Source organism: Flavobacterium sp. 2755 (assembly GCF_031455715.1).
Classification (GTDB): domain Bacteria; phylum Bacteroidota; class Bacteroidia; order Flavobacteriales; family Flavobacteriaceae; genus Flavobacterium.
The window spans coordinates 48682-70613 of sequence record NZ_JAVDTG010000002.1; the positions used below are offsets into that span (position 1 = coordinate 48682).

Consider the following 21932-nt stretch of genomic DNA (forward strand, 5'->3'; position numbering starts at 1 on the left):
GCTAAGGTTCTAAGATTGGAAAATCTGAAATCAACATTCTAAAATCTAAAATCATAAAACGTATCTTTGCATCAAAATTTATACAAATGTCAAAGCAAGTTCGAGTGCGTTTTGCACCAAGTCCGACTGGACCATTACATATTGGCGGAGTTCGTACTGCCCTATTTAATTATTTATTTGCAAAAAAACATAACGGTGTTTTTTATCTGAGAATTGAAGATACAGATCAGACTCGTTTTGTTCCAGGTGCCGAAGCTTATATTATGGAAGCACTGGAATGGTTAGGAATTTCTCCTGAAGAAACGGTTGGAAAAAATGAAAAATTTGGTCCGTACAGACAAAGTGATCGTAAAGAAATATACCAAAAATATGCAGATCAACTGATCAATTCGGGCTGGGCTTATTACGCTTTTGATACTCCGGAAGCTCTTGATGCACATAGAAAACAACACGAAGCTGAAGGAAAAACTTTTATATACAATCATCATAACCGTGAAAAGTTAGATACATCCTTAGTAATTTCTGCTGAAGAAACTGCTAAAAGAATTGCAAATGGTGAGCATTATGTGATTCGTTTTAAAACTCCGGTTGATGAAACTTTACATTTAAAAGATATCATTCGTGGAGATGTTAAGTTTGAAACGAATCTTCTTGACGATAAAGTTTTGTTTAAAAGTGACGGAATGCCAACCTATCATTTAGCTAATATTGTTGATGATCATTTAATGGAAACTTCACATGTAATTCGTGGTGAAGAATGGTTGCCATCGATGCCACTTCACGTTTTATTATACAGAGCTTTTGGTTGGGATGCACCGGAATTTGCACATTTACCTTTGATTTTAAAACCAGTTGGAAACGGAAAATTATCTAAAAGAGATGGTGATAAATTAGGATTTCCTGTGTTTCCACTAGAATGGAAAACCGAAGAAGGGATTTCATCTGGTTACAGAGAGAAAGGATTTTTCCCGGAAGCAGTTGTAAACTTCCTTGCTTTATTAGGTTGGAATGATGGAACAGAGAAAGAATTATATTCACTAGAAGAATTAGTTGAATCTTTTGACTTAAACAGAGTTCATAAAGCGGGAGCAAAATTTGATCCTGAAAAGAACAAATGGTTCAATCACCAATATTTAATCAAACAAAATGATGCCGATTTAGCGAAAAGCTTCTCTCCTATTTTGGTTGAAAAAGGTGTTGATTTATCTAAATATGACGTTACAAAAATCGTTTCTTTGATTAAAGAAAGAGCTCATTTTGTTTCTGAATTTTGGGATTTAACTGATTTCTTTTTCCAGGCTCCAACATCTTATGATGAAAAAGCAAGCAAAAACTGGAAAGAAGAAACTCCGGCTTTAATGCAGGAATTGATTTCAACTCTTGAATATATTGATGGTTTTGATTCTGCAAATATCGAAGCAATCGTAAAAGATTGGTTAACTAAAAACGAAATTGGAATGGGTAAAGTTATGCAGCCTTTCCGTTTGAGTTTGGTTGGAGCTCTTAAAGGTCCTCACCTATTTGACATTGTTGAAATCATTGGAAAAGAAGAAACTATTTCGAGAATTCAGAAAGCGATAGCAACTTTATAATCAAAATAAAATTCAAAATAGAAACGCTAAGAAACATCTAATAAATGTTCTTAGCGTTTTTTAATGTTTTAAAATTTTATTTTAGAAGAATTTTCGTAATTTACCAAGATCAAAAATATAAACTATATCACCATGAGTACAGCATTTATTATCTTATTAGTACTAGCATTCTTTATTTTCATGTCTTCTTTCTTTACAGTAAAACAACAAAGTTCCGTAATTATCGAAAGATTTGGAAAATTTCATAGTGTTAGAAATTCAGGATTACAGTTAAAAATTCCATTGGTTGACAGATTGGCCGGACGTGTAAATCTTAAAATTCAACAGTTAGATGTTATCATTGAAACCAAAACAAGAGACAACGTTTTTATTAAAATGAAAGTTTCGGTTCAGTTTAAAGTTATTCAAGATAAAGTATATGATGCTTTTTATAAACTAGAATATCCACACGATCAGATTACTGCTTATGTATTTGACGTAGTTCGTGCCGAAGTTCCGAAACTAAAATTGGATGATGTTTTTGAAAGAAAAGATGATATTGCAATTGCAGTAAAAAGAGAATTGAACGAAGCAATGACTACTTACGGATATGATATTATCAATACTTTAGTAACAGATATTGATCCAGATATTCAGGTAAAAAATGCAATGAATAGAATCAACGCTGCTGACAGAGAAAAAACCGCTGCAGAATTTGAAGCTGAAAGTTCAAGAATTAGAATCGTTGCAAAAGCAAAAGCTGAAGCTGAAAGTAAACGTTTACAAGGTCAAGGTATTGCAGATCAACGTCGTGAAATTGCAAGAGGTCTTGTAGAAAGTGTTGAAGTTTTAAACAATGTTGGAATTAATTCTCAAGAAGCTTCTGCACTAATTGTGGTTACACAACATTATGATACTTTGCAGGCAATTGGAGCTGATGCAAATTCTAATTTAATTTTGTTACCAAATTCTCCACAAGCCGGAAGTGACATGTTGAATAATATGGTTGCTTCATTTTCAGCATCAAACCAGGTTGGTGAAATGATGAAAAAGCACAATAAAAAAGTGGAGAAACCAAAACCAATTCAACCACAATCTGGCTATGAAGATGACATTCAACCAGAAGTTCAATCATAATTTTAAAATAAAAAAGAGGCTTAACTGCCTCTTTTTTTATTTATAAACCAACCAATTACATAAGGTAAAATGGATTGCAAAATTTGCGGATACGAATTTTTAAAGTAATCTGTATAAGATGAAACAAATCCGTTTACAATGTTTTGCGGTGTTATGCTTTCTTTAGTTCTCTGAAAACTCAGAACTAATTTCTGATAATTGATATCTTTTTCCAGTTTTAGAATTTCTAAATCTCTGTCTATTTCAGCATATGAGGAGTATTTTTTCTTTTCCATAATTCTTAATCGTTAAAAAATATTTCTGAAAATTTCTCTAAAATTGGTCCTTCAACAATCTTATCTTTTATGAAGAAAAGTAAAATAGTGAACAAAAGATAGATCCCTCCTACTGCCAAAAATCCCAAAGCATTGCTTCCCAGTAAATCTCCAAAAGCATATGCTGCTGCAAAAGATCCGAAAAGCAAAACCATACTAAAACACAATAATATCAAAGTAAATTTGAAAATTAAAGTTGTCGATTTCATAGCTACTTTAAAACCCCAAAGTTTGTAGTAAGCTAAATGACTGTCAATGTAAACTTTAGTTTGATCCTGAATTTTCTCGGTATTTTCTTTTAACTCTTCAAAAGCCATAATTAGTTTTTTAAAATGAAAAAGCACAAAACTGTCTTATAAAAATAAGACAATTATGTGCTTCTTTAATAATTATTATTTTTGAAGTTTAGCGTTTTGTGCTTTTAAATCAGCCAATTTAGATTCTAAAAAAGTGATTACTTCTTCTGTTTTATGGCTTACATTTGAAAGTAAATCATTTAAAGTTCCATCAAGATTTTGTGTTGCACCTGTAAATTTTTCACGCAGCACTTCAGAACTTGCCTGAAAAGAATCCTGCAGATTATGTTTTGCATCATCAATTCCTTCTTTCAGTTTAGCTCTCGTTTTTGATCCTTTATCCGGGGCAAACAAAATTCCGATCGCTGCTCCTACTGCAGCACCAGCTAAAATTGCTGCAATTGTATTTGAATTATTTGACATGATATTTATATTTAAAGTGATTAATAAAGATACTCCTTTTTTAAAATGCTAAACTTTAAAATCTAAAATTTAACAATATAATTAATACACATAAGAAACAGCTTCATATTTTCCATCGGCCTTTTCAATAATACTCACAAAAGGATAACCATTTGAAGCTGACTTAGTTTTGATTCTCATAGCAGTCTGCTTTTGATTTGCAATTGGCGGTTCGCCTTTTGTCCTTGTCGAGACTCCGGTAAAACTTGCTGCCTGCTTCAGCCCTATTGTTTTTTCCTGAGGAAGAACAGTTACCATTTTGTAATCGTCTTTTGAATCTACTATTATTTTATCAGAAATTTTTTGAGTTTGTTTTGTCTGCTTATTTGTAATTGATGAAACAGCATATTTGCTAATTTTAATTTCTTCAGAACTTCCGTTCAATGAATAATAAATTAAACCATTTTCGTTTTTAATAAAATTAACATCAAGTTGTTCACCGTTGTGTTTTGTAATTTGATGAGTTTGAGAAATTGCAATATTTGCAAATAACATCATTAGCGTAAAATATAAAATTTTCATGATAATTGGATTTAAGTTTTTATAATTAAAATTTGTCAGATAGAATTATAAAACAATAATAACCTAAAACTAATGCTATGGAAATTTTATAATTATGAAGAAATTTGAAAAATACCTTTTACGCGAAATATTATCAAAACAACTTCATAATAAAATTAGAACATAAAATTTGTCGTTTCAAGAATTCAAATTAGAAATAATCTTAAAAACAAAAAGCATTGTCTTTGTTTTCAAAAAATTCAACTTAGAATCTAATTGGAAATATCAATTTTATAAAATCATTTCTGACTTTTGGTATTGAGATAAAAATAGCAACTTTATAAACAATTGTATGTTAATAACCCGTTAAACTGACAAAAATAACGGTGAAACTTTAAATTAAAACCATAAATAAACAATAATTCAAAAAACGAGTTATGTGTCGACCTAAATTAAATATTACCTTAAAATCAATTTATGATGGTTAAAATTAATCTATAAAAGCTATTAATTTTAATATTTAAATAGATTTTATAAATAATAATCAAAATTAATAATATTAAAAATTTAATAAATTATTTTAATAAATAAAAATTGGTTCATTTTCCATTTTTATGAAGTGAAAAAACCAAAAATTGACAAAAAAAGACGAAACTTAAAATAAAGAGTTTTAAAAAAGGATTTCAAAAAAAAGGATTCAAGAGATGGAGAAAATTAAAAATTGTCTTAAAATTAATTTATGAAAGTCACTTTTAATTTAAAATATTTATAAAAATTTTAATTATAATAGAAAATATAAATAATAAAAAAAGCGCTTATAAAAAGCGCTTTCAATAGATTCTAATTATTTTTATTTTTTTACCATTTCAGATAAAATTTCAATTTCTCTCTCCGATGCATTTTTTGGAGGATTTGAATATAATTTTAAAATTTCATCATCAAATTGATTTTTGAAACTTTCACTTTCTATATCTCTTAAATTTAAAAGTGCTTTTGATCTAACATAAGTCGATTCACTTTTTAAAGACATTGAATATAATTTTTTAATATCTTCTTCTTCAAAATCTGAAGATTTCCAGCTTGAATATTTCAAAATAAATTGAGAAAACAACAATGAAGCCTTATTATTGTTGATATTCTTCTTTAATGAATTTTGTAAAAGTGAGAAACTAGAAACATTTTTGATGTTCTCCCCTATTGCACTTTCAATTGCAATACGTTCTGGTTTAGTTTCAACTTTAAAATATTTGTTGATTTCTTTTAAAGAATTGTTGATGCTGTTCTCTTCTTTTTTACCTTTTTCTTCCCAGGCATCTTTCAGTCCAACAGTTTTGTTAAATACTAGTTTTGAATCAGTTGAGTCTTTATCAACAGTAAAATAACCTAAACGTTGAAACTGAAATTTATCTTCATTTTGAACTGTTGCTAAACTTGGTTCAACAAATCCGGTTACAATTTCTAATGAATTTGGATTCACAAAATCTAAGAAATTTTTGTCTTTATAACTGTCCGGAGCTTCATCTGTAAACAAACGATCGTACAAACGAACTTCTACTTCAAGAGCATGCTGAATTGAAACCCAATGCAAAGTTCCAGATACTTTTCTTTGGCTTGCTTCAGTGCCGCTTCCACTTAAAGAATCAGTATCATACGTTACATGAATTTCTGTAATATTTCCTTCCGCATCTTTTATAACACTTTCACCTTTAATAATATAAGCATTTTTAAGACGAACTTCTTTTCCTAAAGTCAAACGGAAAAATTTAGCAGGAGCTTCTTCTAAAAAGTCTTCTCTCTCAATGTATAATTCACGAGAAAAAGGTACTTTTCTGAATCCTGCATTCTCATCTTCCTGATTATTTTCGGCTTCCAACCACTCTTCTTTTCCTTCCGGATAATTTGTAATTACCAGTTTTACAGGATCTAAAACAGCCATTACACGAGGTGCAATTTTGTTCAAATCTTCACGAATACAAAATTCTAAAACCGATACATTTATTAAATTATCACGTTTTGCAATACCAATTGTATTGGCAAAATTACGTAAAGATGCAGCTGTATAACCACGTCTTCTTAACCCGGAAATTGTCGACATTCTAGGATCATCCCAACCGTTAACATGCTTTTCTTTAACTAGTTGCTGTAATTTTCTTTTACTAACAACGGTATGTGATAAGTTACGTCTTGCAAATTCTCTTTGCTTTGGACGCAGTTTATTTTCATCTAAAATTTGATCTAAAAACCAATCGTATAATTCACGGTGAGGCAAGAATTCAAGTGTACAAAATGAGTGTGAGATTTCTTCTAAATAATCACTTTGTCCGTGTGCCCAATCGTACATTGGATAAATTTTCCAGCTGTCTCCCGTTCTATGGTGATGTTTGTGTAAAATTCTGTACATGATAGGATCACGCATTAACATGTTTGTTGATTTCATGTCAATTTTTGCACGAAGAATATGTGTACCAGCCTCAAATTCACCGTTTTTCATTCTTTCGAATAAATCTAAGTTTTCTTCAACAGAACGATTTCTAAATGGAGAATCTGTTCCAGTTGTAGATGGAGTTCCTTTTTGAATCGCCATATCTTCAGAAGATTGGCTGTCAACATAAGCTTTATCTTTCTTAATTAATAAAACGGCCCAATCATACAATTGTTGAAAATAATCAGAAGCATAACGTTCTTCTGCCCAGGTATAACCCAGCCATTCTACATCTTTTTTAATAGCATCAACAAATTCCTGCTCTTCTTTTTCTGGGTTTGTATCATCAAAACGTAAGTTTACAGGTGATTGATAATCAATACCTAAACCAAAATTTAATGCAATAGAACTTGCATGTCCAATGTGTAAATAACCATTTGGTTCTGGTGGAAAACGAAAATGAAGTTTAGTTTGTGAAAGACCTGATTTTAAATCTTCCTCTATGATTTGTTCAATAAAATTGAGTGATTTCTCTTCTGATGCCATTATTTTATAGTAATTTTAGCAAAGATAAAAAAAAGGTTTCAGGTTTCAGGTTTAAAGTTATTTAAGTGGCGCATAACCTGAAACTTTAAACGTGAAACAATATAAAAATGGGAATTATTAAACTAAAAAATATCCGTACTTTTTCTTACCACGGATGTTTAATTGAAGAAGGAAAAATTGGGTCTGATTATACAGTTGATCTAAAAGTGAAAACGAATCTTCAAAAATCAGCAGATACAGATCATCTTTTAGATACTGTTGACTATGTTCATTTGAACAAAATTGTTACCGAAGAAATGGCAATTCGTTCTCATTTATTAGAACATGTAGCCAAAAGAATCAATAATCGTGTACTTGCAGAGATAGAAACTGTAGAAAAAACAACAGTTTGGGTTTCTAAAATAAATCCTCCTATTGGTGGTGATGTTGAATCAGTTACCATAAAAATGACGGAAATTAGAAAGTAATTATTTTTATTAAAATCGTATTTTTTCAAAATAGTTCATATGAAACTTTTGAATTTTAAAGATTTTAGTTACTTTTGCCATCCGTTCAAGCAATGGCGTCGTGGCCGAGCGGCTAGGCTGGGCTCTGCAAAAGCTCCTACTCCGGTTCGAATCCGGACGATGCCTCTAAAACCTTCAAGGAAACTTGGAGGTTTTTTTTATGTTTAATTTTTAGAAAAAATTAGATAAAATATTAGCGTTCGAATCCGGACGATGCCTCTAAAACCTTCAAAACAATTTGAAGGTTTTTTTATGTTTAATTTTTAGAAAAAATTAGATAAAGATTTAGGTTCGAACCAGGACGGTGTCTCAAAACCTTCAAGGAAACTTGGAGTTTTTTTTATACCTTGTCTTTGCGAAGAACGAAGCAATCTCAGGAGGTATATCAACAATTCTAAACTCATAATAGTGAGATTGCTTCGTTCCTCGCAATGACTTATAAACACAAAAAAACCTCTGAAATTCAGAGGTTTAATTTTATATTTTTGAGTTATTAACAACTACTTATTTTCAATCTTTTCAAAAGCATTCTTAACCATTTCTTTTTCTTTTGGAAACCAGCCTTGAGTTATTAACACCACTCCAAAAACCATTAAAACAATACTAATTCCTTTTTTGATTTTTAAGATATTAGTTGGTGTCATTTTTGATTTTAATTGTTTGGCTAATAATATTTTAAGACAGTCAACTAACAAATAAGTTATGATTACTGAAGTAAAAAAAGTAATCATTCTTGAGTTTTGCATTTCTAATTTTGGTCCAACTGAAATAATTACAGCTAACCAAAAACCTAAAACTCCAATGTTGATAACGTTGAGTAAAAAGCCTTTTATAAATAAACTTCCGTAATTTCTTTTTATAATATCACGGTCAATTTCTTCATCATCAATTTTTTCTTCATTTCTTAATCTTACAAAAGAAATTATACCGTAAGCCAGCATAATTATACCGCCAAAAATAAAGAGTGCAGGTTTATCTTTTAAACTCTGAATTAATCTGTAACTTCCTAAATAGGCAATTGCTATAAAAAAAATATCACCTAGAACTACACCAAGATCAAAAACAAGTGCTGCTCTGAATCCTTTTGTAATACTGGTTTCTAATAGTATAAAAAATACCGGACCTACCATAAAGCTTAGAAAAAGTCCCCATGGCAGTCCAGCCAGAATATCATTTATCATCAAATTACTAATTGTTATTTTACTTCTTCGATTTTACCTCCAAATACTGTTTTTTGATTTATTTGCTTTGGTTTACCATAAATGTAAATAGAGCCTCCTGCGCTAACTTTTGCGTCAACAAGGGTTGATGCATTAACATCGGCTTTTCCGCCCGCAGAAACGCTTACTTTAGTCTGAGACGTGGCTAATTTACTTCCCAGGAAATATCCGCCGGCTCCTAAACTAGCCTCAAGGTTGTCTGCTTTTCCTGTTGCAGTGATTTCTCCGCCGGAAACTGAACTTACTTTTAGTTTATCAACATCCAAATCTACATTAATTTTTCCACCTTCCTGTGCACTTACTTTAAATGAAGTTGCTTTTATAGCATCTTTACTTATCACTTCTGCACCTTCATTAACATCAATCAATTCAATATGCTTGTAATACAAAGTAACTTCAAGATCATTTCCTGACAACAATTTAGGAAAAGGCATTCTTAATTTTAATACACCATTTTTATTAACAGCTTCCAGCTCTGCTTCTCTTGCTCCTTTTATAACAACTTTATTTTCAGATGACGGAACTAATTTTACATTTAATTTATCGTAAACTTTTACGGTATCAAAATCACCTAACTCTTTAGTAACCTGACCAAAAGACATTTGTACAAATAAAATTGCTGCTCCAATAATTAGCTTTTTCATACTTTTATTTTTAAAAAATTAATACTTATTCTGCTCTTCGTAAAAAATGAAAATCAAGTTGTTTCTTCACTAAATCGGCATTTTTTACTTTCACATAAATTTCGTCCCCTAATTGCAAAATGCTGTTTGAAGTAGCTCCAACCAATGCATATTGCTTTTCATCGAAAGTATAATAATCATCTTTTATTTCTCTGATTCTTACCATTCCTTCGCATTTATTAGAGACAATTTCAACATAAATTCCCCATTCTGTAACACCAGAAATAACACCAAGGAATTCTTCATCCTGATGATCCTGCATGTATTTAACCTGCATGTATTTAATACTATCTCGTTCAGCATTAGTCGCTAAACTTTCCATATTAGAACAATGTAAACTTTTTGTTTCATATGTTTCTTCATCTACAGAAGCTCCTCCATCCAGATAATATTGTAACAAACGGTGTACCATAACGTCTGGATAACGACGAATTGGCGATGTAAAATGGCTGTAATAATCAAAAGCTAAACCATAATGACCAATATTATCAGTCGAATATTTGGCTTTACTCATACTTCTAATCGCAAGAGTATCAATTAAGTTTTGCTCTTTTTTACCATTTACTTCTTCCATCAAAGAGTTCAATGATTTTGCAATATCACCTTTATTTCTAAAATCAATTTTATAACCAAATTTAGCAATTACGGTTTGCATCGCAATTAATTTATCTTCGTTTGGTTCGTCGTGAATCCTGTAAACAAAGGTTTTCTTTTGTTTTCCGATATATTCAGCCACTTTTCTATTGGCCAAAAGCATAAATTCTTCAATTAGATGATTGGCATCTTTTGAGATTTTAAAGTAAACTCCTTCTGGTTCTCCTTCTTCATTCAAATTAAATTTTACTTCAACTTTATCAAAAGAAATAGCACCATTCTGCATTCTTTTCTTTCTTAAAATCTTAGCTAATTCATCTAGTTTTAAAGTTGCCTCTACAATTTCATCTGAAACCACATAAGATTCACCGGTAATAGAAATATCAACCGGAATTGTATTATCTTTTGTTTCAATGATATATTGTGCTTCTTCATAAGCAAAACGCTGATCTGAATAAATTACTGTTCTTCCAAACCATTGGTTAATAACCTGCGAAGTTGGAGAAACTTCAAATACTGCAGAGAATGTATATTTCTCTTCATTCGGACGAAGCGAACAGGCAAAATTAGACAATACTTCAGGAAGCATTGGCACTACTCTATCTACTAAATAAACCGAAGTTGCACGTTGATAAGCTTCATCATCCAAGATTGTTCCTTCTTCTAAATAATAAGAAACATCAGCAATATGAATTCCTATTTCGAAATTTCCGTTCTCTAACTTTTTGAAAGACAAGGCATCATCAAAATCTTTTGCATCTTTTGGATCTATCGTAAACGTAAGTGTATCACGCATATCACGACGTTTTGCAATTTCAGATTCCTGAATTGAAGTATCCAGTTTTTGTGCATACACCTCTACTTCTACCGGAAAATCAGATGGCAATCCGTATTCAGCTAAAATGGCATGAATCTCTGTATTGTGTTCTCCGGGTTTACCTAAAACTCTAATTACAGATCCAAACGGACTATCAGCTCTCTTTGGCCAGTCATCAATTTTTACTAAAACTACATCTCCATTTTCTGCTTCACCTATTTTATCTTTTGGAATAAAAATATCGGTATACATTTTAGGATTTGCCGTTGAAACAAAAGCAAAATTTGCCTGAATATCAATTACTCCAACAAACTCTGTTTTATCTCTTTCAATAACTTCAATTACTTCACCTTCAGGTCTTTTACCTTTTCTACGGTTATAAACGTAAACTTTTACTTTGTCTTTATCTAAAGCACGATTCAAATTATTAGTCGGAATAAAAACATCTTCTTCAAATTCGTCACAAATAAAATATGCCGTTTTTCTACTCGTCATATCTATTGTTCCTTCGTAATAATCCTGACTAATAGCTTTTACTAAATATTTTCCAGGTTCTGTTTCTATAATCTTCTTTTGAGCTGCCAGAATTTTTAAATCTTTTATAATCTGGTTTCTGCTATTTGTATCGTCAAGTTCTAACTTCGCTCCTATCTGTTTATAATTAAATGGCTTATTGGCATTTTGCGATAAAATCTTAAGGATCTTCCCAGAGAAATCTTTCTCTTTTTTTATCGGCTTTCTAATTTTCTTACTCATATATCTTTTCTTATAAGGTTTAAAATTACAAATAAGAAATCAGATAATTCTTTTTAACAAATAGAATTATTAAAAATATAACTTTTCGTACATTTACAAAAAGACCTCATATGGAAAGCTTTAAGACGATCGCCGTATTCAATTATCTGCACGAAACAGTGGTTCTCAAACACTTACTGGAACAGGAAGAAATTCCATATTTTTTCGAAAACGAAGTGACACTTTCTGTTATGCCGCTTTACTCAAATGCGCTCGGCGGAATCAAACTCAAAGTTCATCCAAACGATTTCGAAGAAGTGCAGCAAATTCTGGACAATCTAAACAATCCACTTAAAATCGTTTAAATTCCTTCTTTTTTCAAACTCAAAAAATTTTTTTTTCCTTTTCAACTTTTTTAGTTTTCAACATATATTAAATACAACAAAAAAGAAATTTTAAATTTAATTAATTTTTGATGGTTATTATAGCTTGTTAATATGTCGAATAAATTTATTTTTAAAAGTATTGAAATGAAGTTTCCCTTAGTTATTGGGAGTTATCAACATAGTTATATTTAGCTAAAAGATTAATTTATAAGACTTTTTGTATTTTAATTAACAACGGTTGACAACCAAAAATAGATTCATTTTGTAGATAAGTTCATATGTTGATATTTGTTGAAAATGGCATTTTTGATATTGATAACTTTTCCAAAAATTCCTGAAACTTTATTAGGATTTTTAATTCCAGTTTTGGATTAGGTTTTTTTTTGACACAACCAAAAAAAACTTCTAATTTTCTATCTCAACTTATTAACAAATAATGTTAACTTAAAGTTAATTGAATATCAACGAATTACGATTTGGTATTAACATTCTAAAATTTTAACAAATTTTATGTTTATTCTTAATTGATTATGAGGTACTTATAGAGTTATCAAAAATGTTGATAAGTGTTAAGGTTTTGATATGATGTGAGTTATAAAAAAGCCAGTATTTAGTGGATTTACCGCAAGCATACAAAGTTTTTATTCAAAGTTGATAAATTGAAATTTGGATAATCTTTGACTAAATTGTTGCTGCAAAAGAACACAAAGTTTAGTTTTAAAGTATTAAATTTTTGTAAACAAATTCAATTTTGATTTTTTAAAACACAGTAAAATGTTAGTAAGCAAAAAATTAGTGAAAATTACTGAAATTCGTGGCGAACATTTATTAATTAAGTAAATTTGCATAACACAACTTAATAGTATAGAAAAATGAAAATTTCGATAGGAAACGACCACGCAGGACCAGAATATAAAAAAGCAATTGTGGCAATGCTTGAAGCAAAAGGATATGAAGTAACGAATTATGGAACAGATACTGATGCTTCTGTTGATTATCCTGATTTTGGACATCCGGTTGCGAATGATATATCTGAAGGAAAAGCTGATTTTGGAATTGTTATCTGCGGAAGCGGAAACGGAATTGCAATGACGGTTAATAAACACCCAAAAGTAAGAGCCGGATTATGCTGGACTAAAGAAATTGCTTATTTGACCCGTTTACATAATGATGCAAATATTGTGAGTATTCCGGCGCGTTTTACTTCTATCCCGCAAGCGGTTGAAATCGTTGATACTTTTTTAACGACTGCATTTGAAGGCGGAAGACACCAAAACAGAGTTAATAAAATTGCTTGTTAATAAGAGTCGAAAAAAAATCGGGTGCTTCGCACCAAATAAATAGAAACACACCGGGCGGATTTTTAAAATCCATCCGGTTTTTTTATTTAATTATTTAGAATACAGTTGATTAAGTTAAAGGTAATCATCAAAAATTTAGGTTATTAACAATGTTAATATCTATCTTTTGTTAGTGAAGTAGAAGTAAACCAAAACAGCCTGAATTAAAAAAATCAACGAGAATTTGACAATAAATGAAGTTTTACTCGTTTTATGTTTGTAGAAAAACATCGCTGTTAATAAACCTGGTGTTCCTCCAATCGCTTCAAGAAAAAACAAAGTATTTTCGGGGATTCTTCGTTTATTTTTTCGGGCCAGATATTTATCATAACCGGCAAGAATAAAAACGATGATATTTATAAATAAAAAATAGAGTAAAAAAATTTCCATTGGCATAATATTCAAAACAAAGATATTATTTTAGCCGAATCATTGATTAATTTCCGAATTAATTTTAACAAGTAAATTATATCAATTTATAATTAAGAATTTATTTCATTAAAGTATGACTAATATTCAATTCATTGCCAAGTCTGTTCAGGCACCTGCAGTTAGTATTCAAAACACTGTAAAATTACTAGAGGAAGATTGTACGATTCCGTTTATTTCGCGTTACCGAAAAGACTCGACCGGAAATCTTGATGAAACTGTAATTGAGCTGATTGCAAAATTGCAAAAAGACTATGATACACTTGTAAAACGTAAAGAAGCAGTTCTAAAATCCATTGAAGAACAAAAAGCGCTTACGCCAGATTTGAAGAAAAAAATTGAAGAAAGTTTTGATTTACAGGAAATAGAAGATTTTTATCTTCCGTACAAAAAGAAGAAAAAAACAAAAGCCGATGTTGCTCGCGAATTTGGTTTAGAACCTTTGGCAAAATTGATTATATCTGAAAGTGATGTTGATATTGATTTCCTTTCTACACAATACATCAATGAAAATGTTATTAACGAAGAAGCGGCCATTCAGGGCGCAAGAGATATTGTAGCGGAATGGATTAACGAAAATATTTACGTTCGTAAACAGCTGCGAAGATTGTTCCAGAGAAAAGCAACTATTGGAACTAAAGTAGTAAAAAAGAAAGCGGAAGAAGAAGGTGCGCAAAAATTCAGTCAATATTTTGATTGGGAAGAATCTTTAACAAAAGCGCCAGCGCACCGATTATTAGCAATGCTTCGTGCTGAAAATGAAGGTTTTATTAAAATGAAAATTGATGTTGATATCGATGATGCTTACGATGTTATTGACGAAATCATCATTAAAAAACAAAATAATACGACAGCTCATTTGCAATTAGCAATTGAGGACAGTTACAAACGTTTGCTGAATCCGGCAATTGGAAACGAAACATTGCAGGAAGCAAAAGCAAAAGCTGATGCCAATTCAATTCAGGTATTTGCTAACAATTTAGGACAATTATTATTGGCTCCGCCTTTGGGAGAAAAACGAATTTTGGCAATCGATCCAGGATTTAGAAGCGGTTGTAAAGTAGTATGTCTGGACGAAAAAGGCGATTTATTATACAACGAAACGATTTATCCGCACGCGCCTCAAAACGAGGAATCGATGGCGATAAAAAAAATTCGTTCGATGGTAAACGCTTATCAAATAGATGCAATTTCAATTGGAAACGGAACAGCTTCAAGAGAAACGGAATTTTTCATTAAAAAAATCGCGTTTGACAAACCGGTTCAGGTTTTTATTGTTTCTGAGGCAGGAGCTTCGGTTTATTCAGCATCAAAAATTGCGAGAGAAGAATTTCCAAATTATGATGTAACGGTTCGTGGTTCGGTTTCTATTGGAAGACGACTTTCAGATCCATTGGCCGAATTGGTAAAAATCGATCCAAAAGCAATTGGAGTTGGACAATATCAACACGATGTTGACCAAACTAAATTAAAAGAAGAATTAGACAGTACGGTAATTCGCTGCGTAAACTCAGTTGGAATTAATATTAACACAGCGAGTAAACATTTACTAAGTTATGTGAGTGGAATAGGAGAGAAGCTGGCCGAAAACATTGTACAATACCGTTCTGAAAACGGACCTTTTGAAGATAGAAAACAGCTTAAAAAAGTACCGCGTTTGGGTGATAAAGCCTATCAGCAAGGAGCGGCATTTATTAGAATTACAAATGCTAAAAATCCGCTGGATAATTCGGCGGTGCATCCGGAGGCTTATCCGGTTGTAGAAAAGATGGCGAAAGATTTAAACCTTTCGTTAAATGACTTAATTGCGAATAAAGAGAAAACGGCGCTTATTAAGCCAGAAAAATATGTTACAGCTGAAATTGGTTTACTTACGCTGAAAGACATCATAAAAGAGCTTGAAAAGCCTGGATTAGATCCAAGAAAGTCGGCGAAGGTTTTTGAGTTTGATGCGAATGTAAAATCGATCAAAGATTTGAGAACCGGAATGATTCTTCCGGGAATTGTTAATAACATTACCAACTTTGGCTGTTTTGTTGATATCGGAATCAAAGAAAGCGGATTGGTTCATATTTCACAATTAAAAGCCGGATTTGTAAGCGACGTAAACGAAGTGGTAAAATTACATCAGCATGTTGATGTTAAGGTTACGGAAGTTGATGAAGATAGGAAGAGAATTCAATTGACGATGGTACTTTAAAAAATTCCAAAAAAGAAATTCCAAATTCTAATTGGAGATAAAACAAAAAATCCCAGACTACAATTAGTAATCTGGGATTTTTAATAACTTTCAAGTTATTATTTTGTTTCTTCCTCTTGTTTTTTCGCAGGAGCAGGTTGATCGTCTTTAGCAGCGTTTTTGAATTCCTTAATTCCACTTCCTAAACCTTTCATTAATTCTGGAATTTTTTTACCTCCAAAAAGTAATATCACAATACCTACGATAACAAGGATTTCTGTAAGACCTAATCTTCCCATGACTATTATATTTAATGCCGAAGCAAATTGATTTTTTATTTTCACCGCAAAGGTATATAGAATATACGAACAAGAATGGTTTTTGGATTAAAAAAATTGTTTTTATGTGCGTTAAATATTTTATAAAATCATTATATTACTGCCAATGCTCATTTTTTGCAAGCATTAACAATGCGATTAATTACTATATTTGCTCATATAAATAACCAAAATGGCTAAGAAAAAAAGGAACTTTAGGAAAAAATTATTCATCAAAAACCGATTGGTAATTTTGAATGAAGATACTTTTGAAGAAATTTTTTCCTTTAGACTTACGCTAATGAATGTGTTTGTAATGTTTACTTTAGGCGGAATATTTCTTATTCTGGTTACTACTTTCATTATCGCATTTACTCCTTTACGAGAATTTATTCCGGGTTATTCTTCTTCTCAATTAAAAAGAAATGCTACGGAATTGGCCATAAAATCGGATTCATTAGAAACGGCTCTCAAAAAAAATGAAGCTTATATAAAAGGAGTTCAAAAAGTATTGAATGGTCAGCTTGAATACGCAAAATTTAATAAAGACTCTATTATAGGTGAAGCTGATGAACCTTCCGATTTAAATATGAAAGCTTCTGAAGAAGAAATTAAGTTAAGGGAAGAAGTGGCGAAAACAGAGCAGGAGACAAGCCAGCAAAAGGGCAAGAAAAACAAAAGTGACAAAAAATAATACCACAAAAAATGTCAATTAAATCGATAGCAGCAAAAATATTTGCGCGCAAAATATATAACCAAACACTTTCCTGGGCCAATAAACCCGTTGAAACACAATTAGAAGTTTTTAAAAGCCTGATTCAAAATGCGAAAGAAACCGAATTTGGAAAAGATCACCATTTTGAAACGATAAAGACATTTAAAGATTTTCAAAATAACGTGCCAATCCGCGATTATGAAGATTTAAAAAATTATATCGAAAAGGTTAAGGTTGGTGAAGAAAATATTTTGTGGAAAGGAAAACCCATTTATTTTGCCAAAACATCAGGAACAACTTCTGGTGCAAAATATATTCCGCTTACAAAAGAATCAATGCCTACGCATGTCAATGCCGCACGTAATGCAATTCTTCATTATATAAACGAAACCGGAAATGCAGATTTTGTTGATGGCAAAATGATTTTTTTACAAGGAAGTCCCATTTTAACTGAAAAACACGGAATTAAATTTGGAAGACTTTCTGGTATTGTAGCGCATTTTGTTCCGAAATATTTGCAAAAAAACCGAATGCCATCTTGGGAAACCAATTGTATTGATGATTGGGAAACGAAAGTAAATACGATTGTAGGCGAAACGATTAATGAAAATATGTCTGTGATTTCCGGAATTCCGTCCTGGGTACAAATGTACTTTGAGCGTTTACAGGAAAGAAGTGGCGGAAAAAAAATAAGCGAAATCTTTAAGAACTTTAATTTGTTTATTTACGGAGGTGTTAATTACGAACCTTACCGCGCGAAGTTTGAGCAAATGATAGGAAAAAAAGTAGACAGCATTGAGTTATTTCCGGCTTCAGAAGGATTTTTTGCGTATCAGGATTCTCAAAAAGAAAAAGGAATGCTTTTATTATTGAATTCCGGAATTTTCTACGAATTCATTAAAGCCGATGAATTCTTTACCGAAAACCCAAAAAGATATACAATTGGCGAAGTAGAACTGGGCGTAAATTATGCTTTAATAGTTTCTACGAATGCCGGACTTTGGGGTTATAATATTGGCGATACGATTCAGTTTACATCTTTGGCTCCGTATCGTGTCATAGTTTCAGGACGTATTAAACATTATATTTCAGCTTTTGGAGAACATGTTATTGCAAATGAAGTAGAGAACGCAATGAAAGAAGCAACAGCCGGAACTAATATTGTTATAAACGAATTTACCGTTGCGCCGCAAATCACGCCAGCAAACGGATTGCCATATCACGAATGGCTAATAGAATTTGAAAAAGAACCGGAAAACATTGAAACTTTTGCAGAAGCGATAGACGATTCAATGCGAAAGCAAAACATTTATTACGACGATTTAATTACCGGAAACGTTTTGCGAAAAGTAGTCATAAGCAAAGTATCAAAAAACGGATTTCAGGAATACATGAAATCGCAAGGCAAATTAGGCGGACAAAATAAAATTCCGAGATTGTCTAATGACAGAAAGATTGCGGATAATTTGAAATAGAAACATTTATTTAATGACACAGAAACACATATTTGTATGAAATTTTTTAAAATTGCATTTTTTATATTAACTCTATCAATAATTTCTTGTGATAAAAAATCAATAAGTAAACCAGAGGATATAGGAAAAAATGTTTTTGAATTACTTAAGAATATTGATAAAAAAACGGTTGCTGATTACAATCTTGAAGTAATTACATATGATGAATTAAAAGCATTAGCTAATAATAAAAAAGCAAAACTTGGTGATTCCAGAAGCGAAATGCAAGGGATGACTTCTGAAAAATTCAAAAGTTTGTCTTTGATTCATTTACACAAAATACAAAATGGCGGGAAAAAATTTAATATTGATTGGTCGAAGATAACCTATTCAAATTTTGTATTTGATATTTTTGACTCTAATATACCGGATTTTGGATATGAATCAAAATTTGTTAAAGGAGAAACATATTTCAAAAATACTGATGGGAAAATATATTTTGTAAAATCAATATCTTATTATGATGGTAAAGGATATAAAACAGTACTTGTTACAGAAGTAGACCCAAAAGATAGAAGTTGAATGTAAAAAGATATCTTCTACAAAAAAAGTTTTAAAATAAAATAGAATGAAAGAAACCAAACATATATCAAGATCAAGAGCTCAGGAATCATCTGCAGCAATAGAAAAAATGTACATTACAATGCGCCATTTATTTAACCGTGGTTTTTACAAACCAATGGGAGTTTCTGGCGACAGCTTACGCGAATCATTATTAGCGTTACGTCCGGAAATTTACGGAAATATTGCCGAAGAAAAAGTAGAACTAAACGGACTTTTGTACGTTATAGAGCGTCTTCCTATAGGAATTGAACAATGTAGATTCATCAACTTAACTTCAGACGAAGGATATTCTAAATCACATTTTCAGCCAATTGTTCCTCCAAAAAGAAGAAGAAATTGCTACAGAATTGACGAAGAACAAATGAATGTTGAAATCACGCGCGGACGTTCAGATATTTATGATATCCTGACGCATTTGACTTTTATTTTCATTGAATCTCATAAAATTAAAAACAGAGTTTTAATTGACGACGGCGGAGAAGTTTCGCGTGATTGGCTAAAATTAGAACAAGCCGTTACGCAGACAAAAAAGCTTTCACAGATTGAAAAAGAAAAAGCAATTTCGCATGTTGCCAATATTTTAGCCAGAACTTTTGAAGAAGTTTTAGACATTTATGATGCCTTTGGTTCAGAAAATGCACCAGATCGTTTTCTGCATGTTATCTATTGGTTAGGAAAATTAGCGATCGAGGAAATTGTAGAAAACAATAAACGAACGATAACTTTTAGTCCGGTTTTACGTGAACGTCTTGGACATCATATTCACGGAGAAATCTGGGCAACAAACATCAAGGAAGTTTTAAAAGCAAACGATCTTTTAAAACGTCCAATTCACGTTATAAGTGCCAATATGCACAGTGTGATGAATTCGATTTTTGCAACTCCTTTATTAACATCAAAATACAAAGGCAAAACAGATTTCTTTATTTATGAAGAATTGAGCGGATCTGGTTCAAAAGAAATAAGAACTCAGGTTGAAGAACTGGCGTTAAAAAACGGAATGATTTCTTTGCCAGATACTTCAGGAACAAATATCGACGTTCAAATTTTTGATACTGCCAAAATTGACTGGTCAAAAACGGCATTTTCGCATGCAAATGTTGGTGAAGAAAAACCGGTAATTATTGTAATGGATTATGCTTTTGGAGAACAGGCTTATGAAACAATCGACGAACTTTTAAAACCATTTAAAAAAGAAACATTACTAAACGTAAGATCAGTTTCTATTATGGGTAAAGCCGGAATTCTGGAAGGCGGAAAAGGCGATATCATGATTCCTTCGGCACATATAAATGAAGGAACGGCGGATAATTATTTCTTCGAAAATGAATTAACAGGAGCCATGTTCGATGGAAACGACATTGACGTTTACGAAGGTGCAATGGTTACCGTTTTAGGAACGTCATTGCAAAACAGAGATTTGCTGAAGTTTTTCCACGAATCGACCTGGGGCGTGATTGGTCTTGAAATGGAAGGATCTTATTATCAAAAAGCAATTCAGTCGGCATCAAAAATTAGAAAAAGCGTGCCGCATGATATAAAAGTTCGATATGCTTATTATGCATCAGATAACCCATTAGAAACCGGAAGTACATTAGCTTCGGGCGGATTGGGAACAACAGGTGTAAAACCAACTTATTTGATCACAATTAAGATTTTAGAGCAGATTTTCAACATCAAATAAAAACCAAAAATGAGTACACAAGTACCACAAAATAATACAGATCAAGAGATTGATATTTTTCACCTTTCTAAAAGTATCGGCAGTTTTTTTGATAGAATAAATGCCTTAATTTTTCGATCAATCCAGTTTTTTATTAGAAACTGGATTATCGTTGCCATTTTAGTAATTCTCGGATTTGGATTGGGTTGGTATTTAGATGCAAGTAAAAAATCGTTTCAAAATCAGGTTATTGTAACACCAAATTTTGGGAGTGTTGATTATCTGTATACTAAAATAGATTTGATAGAATCGAAAATTATTTCGGGAGATACGGTTTTTTTAAAAGATGTTGTTGGAATCCAGCATCCAAAAACAATCAAAAAAATTGAAATAAAACCAATCGCCGATGTCTATAAATTTATCGAAGACAAAGAGCAGAATTTTGAGCTTATAAAATTAATGGCTGAGGTTGGCGAAGTTAGTAAAGTTTTAGAAGATAATGTAACGAGCAAAAATTATACTTTTCATACTATTTCGTTTGTATCAAACGCAGTAACTAACGAAAAAGATATTGTTGAGCCATTGTTGAAATATTTAAATAATTCAAAATATTTTGATGCGCTGCAAAAAATAGGATATAAAAACCTTGAACAGCAAATAGTTCAAAATGATACTATTATATCGCAAATTGATCAGGTTTTAAACGGTTTTTCGAATACTGTAAAAAACGGATCTAAAAATGACAAACTGGTTTATTATAATGAAAATACCCAGTTAAACGATATGATTAAAACAAAACAGTATTTAATTACAGATCAGGGAAAAAACAGATTAAAACTAGTGAATTATGACAAGACGATTAAAGAAATTAATGCGACTTTAAATATCAATAATACTAAAATTACAAATGGAAATTTAAAAATTTTATTTCCGCTTTTCTTGATTTTTGTATTTGTTTTAGTTCATTTATTCCAAAAGTTTTATCGCAAACAGCTTTTGAAATCTCAGGTTAAATAACATT

At 31.3% G+C, this 21932-nt stretch carries 21 protein-coding genes and 1 tRNA gene; 12 read left to right on the plus strand and 10 right to left on the minus strand.

The features are described 5' to 3' along the window. Positions 1 to 86 precede the first annotated feature (86 nt). Positions 87 to 1592 (plus strand): glutamate--tRNA ligase, encoded by a 1506-nt coding sequence (gene gltX / locus J2Y38_RS03960; protein ID WP_309839790.1) that lies wholly within the window; start codon positions 87 to 89, stop codon positions 1590 to 1592. 132 nt (positions 1593 to 1724) lie between these two features. Next, positions 1725 to 2708 (plus strand): SPFH domain-containing protein, encoded by a 984-nt coding sequence (locus tag J2Y38_RS03965; protein WP_053474338.1) that lies wholly within the window; start codon positions 1725 to 1727, stop codon positions 2706 to 2708. Between the two features lie 20 nt (positions 2709 to 2728). On the opposite strand, the gene J2Y38_RS03970 is transcribed toward J2Y38_RS03965, so the two are convergent. The 5 genes from J2Y38_RS03970 to J2Y38_RS03990 all read right to left on the minus strand — a co-directional run bounded on the left by J2Y38_RS03970 (position 2729) and on the right by J2Y38_RS03990 (position 7249). Continuing rightward, positions 2729 to 2983, minus strand: coding sequence for a DUF6327 family protein (locus J2Y38_RS03970; protein ID WP_053474337.1), 255 nt, complete (start codon positions 2981 to 2983; stop codon positions 2729 to 2731). A gap of 5 nt (positions 2984 to 2988) precedes the next feature. After that, entirely contained in the window at positions 2989 to 3339 is a 351-nt protein-coding gene (locus J2Y38_RS03975) for a competence protein (RefSeq protein ID WP_309839794.1), read from the minus strand. Positions 3340 to 3414: 75 nt separating this feature from the next. Beyond that, on the minus strand, positions 3415 to 3741 hold the full coding sequence (locus J2Y38_RS03980) for a YtxH domain-containing protein (RefSeq protein ID WP_053474335.1): 327 nt from the start codon (positions 3739 to 3741) through the stop codon (positions 3415 to 3417). 81 nt (positions 3742 to 3822) lie between these two features. Then, entirely contained in the window at positions 3823 to 4302 is a 480-nt protein-coding gene (locus J2Y38_RS03985; protein WP_309839797.1) for a hypothetical protein, read from the minus strand. Positions 4303 to 5131: 829 nt separating this feature from the next. Then, positions 5132 to 7249, minus strand: a complete 2118-nt coding sequence (locus J2Y38_RS03990) for a glutamine--tRNA ligase/YqeY domain fusion protein (RefSeq protein ID WP_309839800.1) — start codon at positions 7247 to 7249, stop codon at positions 5132 to 5134. A 107-nt stretch (positions 7250 to 7356) separates the two neighbouring features. On the opposite strand from J2Y38_RS03990, the gene folB reads away from it, so the two are divergent. Together folB and J2Y38_RS04000 are read left to right on the plus strand one after the other, a co-directional pair. After that, a complete protein-coding gene (folB, locus tag J2Y38_RS03995; protein WP_309839802.1) occupies positions 7357 to 7716 on the plus strand; it encodes a dihydroneopterin aldolase in 360 nt (119 codons plus the stop codon). Positions 7717 to 7810: 94 nt separating this feature from the next. Continuing rightward, positions 7811 to 7881 (plus strand) — tRNA-Cys (locus J2Y38_RS04000). A gap of 374 nt (positions 7882 to 8255) precedes the next feature. Here J2Y38_RS04000 and J2Y38_RS04005 read toward each other — a convergent pair. From J2Y38_RS04005 to rnr, 3 genes are read right to left on the minus strand one after another with little or no spacing between them, the layout of a single operon-like run. Next, the gene (locus J2Y38_RS04005) at positions 8256 to 8936 is read right to left on the minus strand and encodes a LysE family translocator (RefSeq protein WP_053473025.1); all 681 of its coding nucleotides are present in this window, start codon (positions 8934 to 8936) and stop codon (positions 8256 to 8258) included. A gap of 14 nt (positions 8937 to 8950) precedes the next feature. After that, on the minus strand, positions 8951 to 9619 hold the full coding sequence (locus J2Y38_RS04010; RefSeq protein WP_309839807.1) for a head GIN domain-containing protein: 669 nt from the start codon (positions 9617 to 9619) through the stop codon (positions 8951 to 8953). Positions 9620 to 9644: 25 nt separating this feature from the next. After that, positions 9645 to 11825: a ribonuclease R gene (gene rnr, locus J2Y38_RS04015; RefSeq protein ID WP_309839809.1), complete on the minus strand. Its 2181-nt coding sequence runs from the start codon at positions 11823 to 11825 to the stop codon at positions 9645 to 9647. A 110-nt stretch (positions 11826 to 11935) separates the two neighbouring features. On the opposite strand from rnr, the gene J2Y38_RS04020 reads away from it, so the two are divergent. Then, positions 11936 to 12169, plus strand: a complete 234-nt coding sequence (locus tag J2Y38_RS04020; protein WP_053473022.1) for a putative signal transducing protein — start codon at positions 11936 to 11938, stop codon at positions 12167 to 12169. 893 nt (positions 12170 to 13062) lie between these two features. Beyond that, on the plus strand, positions 13063 to 13491 hold the full coding sequence (gene rpiB, locus J2Y38_RS04025) for a ribose 5-phosphate isomerase B (RefSeq protein WP_309839811.1): 429 nt from the start codon (positions 13063 to 13065) through the stop codon (positions 13489 to 13491). A gap of 159 nt (positions 13492 to 13650) precedes the next feature. On the opposite strand, the gene J2Y38_RS04030 is transcribed toward rpiB, so the two are convergent. Next, on the minus strand, positions 13651 to 13920 hold the full coding sequence (locus tag J2Y38_RS04030; RefSeq protein ID WP_309839813.1) for a DUF1294 domain-containing protein: 270 nt from the start codon (positions 13918 to 13920) through the stop codon (positions 13651 to 13653). Between the two features lie 115 nt (positions 13921 to 14035). On the opposite strand from J2Y38_RS04030, the gene J2Y38_RS04035 reads away from it, so the two are divergent. After that, on the plus strand, positions 14036 to 16159 hold the full coding sequence (locus J2Y38_RS04035) for a Tex family protein (protein ID WP_309839814.1): 2124 nt from the start codon (positions 14036 to 14038) through the stop codon (positions 16157 to 16159). 98 nt (positions 16160 to 16257) lie between these two features. Here the strand turns inward: J2Y38_RS04035 and J2Y38_RS04040 are convergent, their stop codons facing one another. Next, positions 16258 to 16437, minus strand: a complete 180-nt coding sequence (locus J2Y38_RS04040) for a twin-arginine translocase TatA/TatE family subunit (protein ID WP_042564899.1) — start codon at positions 16435 to 16437, stop codon at positions 16258 to 16260. Positions 16438 to 16648: 211 nt separating this feature from the next. On the opposite strand from J2Y38_RS04040, the gene J2Y38_RS04045 reads away from it, so the two are divergent. Genes J2Y38_RS04045 through J2Y38_RS04065 form a run of 5 tightly spaced genes read left to right on the plus strand, consistent with a single transcriptional unit; the run spans position 16649 to position 21928 of the window. After that, a complete protein-coding gene (locus J2Y38_RS04045; RefSeq protein WP_309839820.1) occupies positions 16649 to 17149 on the plus strand; it encodes a peptidase in 501 nt (166 codons plus the stop codon). 11 nt (positions 17150 to 17160) lie between these two features. After that, a complete protein-coding gene (locus J2Y38_RS04050; protein ID WP_309839822.1) occupies positions 17161 to 18645 on the plus strand; it encodes a GH3 auxin-responsive promoter family protein in 1485 nt (494 codons plus the stop codon). A gap of 36 nt (positions 18646 to 18681) precedes the next feature. Continuing rightward, positions 18682 to 19206, plus strand: coding sequence for a hypothetical protein (locus tag J2Y38_RS04055; protein ID WP_309839823.1), 525 nt, complete (start codon positions 18682 to 18684; stop codon positions 19204 to 19206). Positions 19207 to 19252: 46 nt separating this feature from the next. After that, positions 19253 to 20932 carry a DUF6909 family protein gene (locus J2Y38_RS04060; RefSeq protein ID WP_309839825.1) on the plus strand — a complete coding sequence of 560 codons (1680 nt, stop codon included), beginning with the start codon at positions 19253 to 19255 and terminating at the stop codon, positions 20930 to 20932. A gap of 9 nt (positions 20933 to 20941) precedes the next feature. After that, entirely contained in the window at positions 20942 to 21928 is a 987-nt protein-coding gene (locus J2Y38_RS04065) for a hypothetical protein (protein ID WP_309839827.1), read from the plus strand. Positions 21929 to 21932 lie beyond the last annotated feature (4 nt).